Source organism: Peribacillus phoenicis (assembly GCF_047238085.1).
In the GTDB taxonomy this organism is placed as follows: domain Bacteria; phylum Bacillota; class Bacilli; order Bacillales; family DSM-1321; genus Peribacillus.
In genome coordinates, this window is sequence record NZ_JBDFMF010000001.1 from 5,440,001 (window position 1) to 5,444,530 (window position 4,530).

Annotated in this window: 1 protein-coding gene and 4 rRNA genes (1 of these 5 running past the window's edge); 4 read left to right on the forward strand and 1 reads right to left on the reverse strand. The window is 48.1% G+C overall.

The genetic code is table 11. The features are described 5' to 3' along the window. Positions 1-502: ribosomal RNA gene (locus ABC374_RS26930) — 23S ribosomal RNA — on the forward strand (it extends 2,431 nt beyond the left edge of the window). A gap of 66 nt (positions 503-568) precedes the next feature. Further along, positions 569-684 (forward strand): 5S ribosomal RNA (rrf, locus tag ABC374_RS26935). 117 nt (positions 685-801) lie between these two features. Here rrf and ABC374_RS26940 read toward each other — a convergent pair. Next, positions 802-1,008, reverse strand: coding sequence for a DUF3951 domain-containing protein (locus tag ABC374_RS26940; RefSeq protein ID WP_413020202.1), 207 nt, complete (start codon positions 1,006-1,008; stop codon positions 802-804). 546 nt (positions 1,009-1,554) lie between these two features. Here ABC374_RS26940 and ABC374_RS26945 point away from each other — a divergent pair. Continuing rightward, positions 1,555-3,105 (forward strand): 16S ribosomal RNA (locus tag ABC374_RS26945). A gap of 177 nt (positions 3,106-3,282) precedes the next feature. Then, positions 3,283-4,530, forward strand: a 23S ribosomal RNA gene (locus tag ABC374_RS26950); the annotation flags it as partial.

A 4,530-nucleotide genomic window follows, 5' to 3' on the forward strand; every position in this document is an offset into this window, starting at 1 on the left:
TGGTTCCGCATGGAAGGGCCATCGCTCAACGGATAAAAGCTACCCCGGGGATAACAGGCTTATCTCCCCCAAGAGTCCACATCGACGGGGAGGTTTGGCACCTCGATGTCGGCTCATCGCATCCTGGGGCTGTAGTCGGTCCCAAGGGTTGGGCTGTTCGCCCATTAAAGCGGTACGCGAGCTGGGTTCAGAACGTCGTGAGACAGTTCGGTCCCTATCCGTCGCGGGCGCAGGAAATTTGAGAGGAGCTGTCCTTAGTACGAGAGGACCGGGATGGACGCACCGCTGGTGTACCAGTTGTCTTGCCAAAGGCATAGCTGGGTAGCTACGTGCGGACGGGATAAGTGCTGAAAGCATCTAAGCATGAAGCCCCCCTCAAGATGAGATTTCCCATGGCGCAAGCTAGTAAGATCCCTGAAAGATGATCAGGTTGATAGGTCAGAGGTGGAAGCATGGTGACATGTGGAGCTGACTGATACTAATAGATCGAGGACTTAACCAACGCTTTAAAAAAATGAAATACCTTCTTATTATTATCTAGTTTTGAAGGAACAACGTTCCTTTCATGTTTGGTGGCGATAGCGAAGAGGTCACACCCGTTCCCATTCCGAACACGGCAGTTAAGCTCTTCAGCGCCAATGGTAGTTGGGGGGTTCCCCCTGTGAGAGTAGGACGCCGCCAAGCCATTTATTAAGATCCGCCATCCGGCTGGTCTTTTTTTGTTTTCATAAGGTCATGAAAAAAAGATGGCTGTTTTCGCATACAGTGTTGCTTTCTTGAACAAATAACGACAAGACTGCTTTAAACGGCCTTGTCGTTATTTGATTTCTCTTCATATTGAATGTGATGATTTGTATCCTGTATTGGGTTTATATCGTCATCTTTAATTCCCATTGTGATGTCATCATAAGGTGTGTATCTATTTGAAGGTGCTGATTTCTTTTTAATCAGCCGATAACAAACAAAGCATATTACAGAAATAACAAATAAAGTATAAGCATATGCCATTTAATCACTCCTCAAAAAGATTACTTACTACTTTATCTCACTATATCCCATAATATTCCTTTGTTCAAAACCAACAAACTTTACGAAAACAGCTCAAAAGATAAAAAGCATTAAGGCTTTGTCGGGATGCCTTCAGCTCTGTCCGACTACCTTGAAACCAATCTTGATCTATCTTTGAGAAAAGGAATTATTTATTGTGAAATGTGTTGACTTTATGGTGGGAAAGGATTAATATAAATAAGCACCAATTAAAACAAACGAAAAACTTCATCGCTTTTGGCTGATTGCTGAAAGAAATAATAACTATTGACTTCTTACTATGAAAATGATAAGATGAAATGGTCGCTGAAAAACACAGCGATTTAAAATAAGTTAAAAACTTCGCAGAAGTTGACAACTAATCAATAAGATGTTATGATGAATAAACAGCCGTTCGTTAAGAACGATTGTGAAATTGCTCTTTGAAAACTGAACAAAACAAAGCGCCAACGTTAAATTTTAAGTGAGCACACACTATCAAAAAAGCAAATGAGCAAGTCAAACATTTCTTCGGAGAGTTTGATCCTGGCTCAGGACGAACGCTGGCGGCGTGCCTAATACATGCAAGTCGAGCGAATCGACGGGAGCTTGCTCCCTGAGATTAGCGGCGGACGGGTGAGTAACACGTGGGCAACCTGCCTATAAGACTGGGATAACTTCGGGAAACCGGAGCTAATACCGGATACGTTCTTTTCTCGCATGAGAGAAGATGGAAAGACGGTTTACGCTGTCACTTATAGATGGGCCCGCGGCGCATTAGCTAGTTGGTGAGGTAATGGCTCACCAAGGCGACGATGCGTAGCCGACCTGAGAGGGTGATCGGCCACACTGGGACTGAGACACGGCCCAGACTCCTACGGGAGGCAGCAGTAGGGAATCTTCCGCAATGGACGAAAGTCTGACGGAGCAACGCCGCGTGAACGAAGAAGGCCTTCGGGTCGTAAAGTTCTGTTGTTAGGGAAGAACAAGTACCAGAGTAACTGCTGGTACCTTGACGGTACCTAACCAGAAAGCCACGGCTAACTACGTGCCAGCAGCCGCGGTAATACGTAGGTGGCAAGCGTTGTCCGGAATTATTGGGCGTAAAGCGCGCGCAGGTGGTTCCTTAAGTCTGATGTGAAAGCCCACGGCTCAACCGTGGAGGGTCATTGGAAACTGGGGAACTTGAGTGCAGAAGAGGAAAGTGGAATTCCAAGTGTAGCGGTGAAATGCGTAGAGATTTGGAGGAACACCAGTGGCGAAGGCGACTTTCTGGTCTGTAACTGACACTGAGGCGCGAAAGCGTGGGGAGCAAACAGGATTAGATACCCTGGTAGTCCACGCCGTAAACGATGAGTGCTAAGTGTTAGAGGGTTTCCGCCCTTTAGTGCTGCAGCTAACGCATTAAGCACTCCGCCTGGGGAGTACGGCCGCAAGGCTGAAACTCAAAGGAATTGACGGGGGCCCGCACAAGCGGTGGAGCATGTGGTTTAATTCGAAGCAACGCGAAGAACCTTACCAGGTCTTGACATCCTCTGACAACCCTAGAGATAGGGCTTTCCCCTTCGGGGGACAGAGTGACAGGTGGTGCATGGTTGTCGTCAGCTCGTGTCGTGAGATGTTGGGTTAAGTCCCGCAACGAGCGCAACCCTTGATCTTAGTTGCCAGCATTCAGTTGGGCACTCTAAGGTGACTGCCGGTGACAAACCGGAGGAAGGTGGGGATGACGTCAAATCATCATGCCCCTTATGACCTGGGCTACACACGTGCTACAATGGATGGTACAAAGGGCTGCAAACCTGCGAAGGTAAGCGAATCCCATAAAGCCATTCTCAGTTCGGATTGCAGGCTGCAACTCGCCTGCATGAAGCCGGAATCGCTAGTAATCGCGGATCAGCATGCCGCGGTGAATACGTTCCCGGGCCTTGTACACACCGCCCGTCACACCACGAGAGTTTGTAACACCCGAAGTCGGTGAGGTAACCTTCATGGAGCCAGCCGCCTAAGGTGGGACAGATGATTGGGGTGAAGTCGTAACAAGGTAGCCGTATCGGAAGGTGCGGCTGGATCACCTCCTTTCTAAGGATAATTACGAGAGCGCTTTTGTTTTGTTCAGTTTTGAATGAGTAATTCATTCAAATAGGAAAGACAAGTCATCACGATGTGATGGATTCTTTCTGCTTTGTTCCTTGAAAACTAGATAATAGATAGAAGGCAATTAATTTTTTTCAAAGCATCTGTAAGATCTTTTTTAACGGTTAAGTTAGAAAGGGCGCACGGTGGATGCCTTGGCACTAGGAGCCGATGAAGGACGGGACTAACACCGATATGCTTCGGGGAGCTGTAAGTAAGCTTTGATCCGGAGATTTCCGAATGGGGAAACCCACTGTTCGTAATGGAACAGTATCTTTACCTGAATACATAGGGTACTGAAGGCAGACCCGGGGAACTGAAACATCTAAGTACCCGGAGGAAGAGAAAGCAAACGCGATTTCCTGAGTAGCGGCGAGCGAAACGGAATTAGCCCAAACCAAGAGGCTTGCCTCTTGGGGTTGTAGGACACTCAACATGGAGTTACAAAGGAACGGGGTAAATGAAGCGATCTGGAAAGATCCGTCGAAGAAGGTAAAAACCCTGTAGTTGAAACTTCGTTCCCTCCTGAGTGGATCCTGAGTACGGCGGGACACGAGAAATCCCGTCGGAAGCAGGGAGGACCATCTCCCAAGGCTAAATACTCCCTAGTGACCGATAGTGAACCAGTACCGTGAGGGAAAGGTGAAAAGCACCCCGGAAGGGGAGTGAAATAGATCCTGAAACCGTGTGCCTACAAGTAGTCAAAGCCCGTTAATGGGTAATGGCGTGCCTTTTGTAGAATGAACCGGCGAGTTACGATTTCATGCGAGGTTAAGTTGATAAGACGGAGCCGCAGCGAAAGCGAGTCTGAATAGGGCGAATGAGTATGAGGTCGTAGACCCGAAACCAGGTGATCTACCCATGTCCAGGGTGAAGTTCAGGTAACACTGAATGGAGGCCCGAACCCACGCACGTTGAAAAGTGCGGGGATGAGGTGTGGGTAGCGGAGAAATTCCAATCGAACCTGGAGATAGCTGGTTCTCTCCGAAATAGCTTTAGGGCTAGCCTCAAGATGAGAGTATTGGAGGTAGAGCACTGATTGGACTAGGGGCCCCCAACGGGTTACCGAATTCAGTCAAACTCCGAATGCCAAATACTTATTCTTGGGAGTCAGACTGCGAGTGATAAGATCCGTAGTCGAAAGGGAAACAGCCCAGACCACCAGCTAAGGTCCCAAAGTATACGTTAAGTGGAAAAGGATGTGGAGTTGCTTAGACAACCAGGATGTTGGCTTAGAAGCAGCCACCATTTAAAGAGTGCGTAATAGCTCACTGGTCGAGTGACTCCGCGCCGAAAATGTACCGGGGCTAAACGTATCACCGAAGCTGTGGATTGACACCGTATGGTGTCGATGGTAGGAGAGCGTTCTAA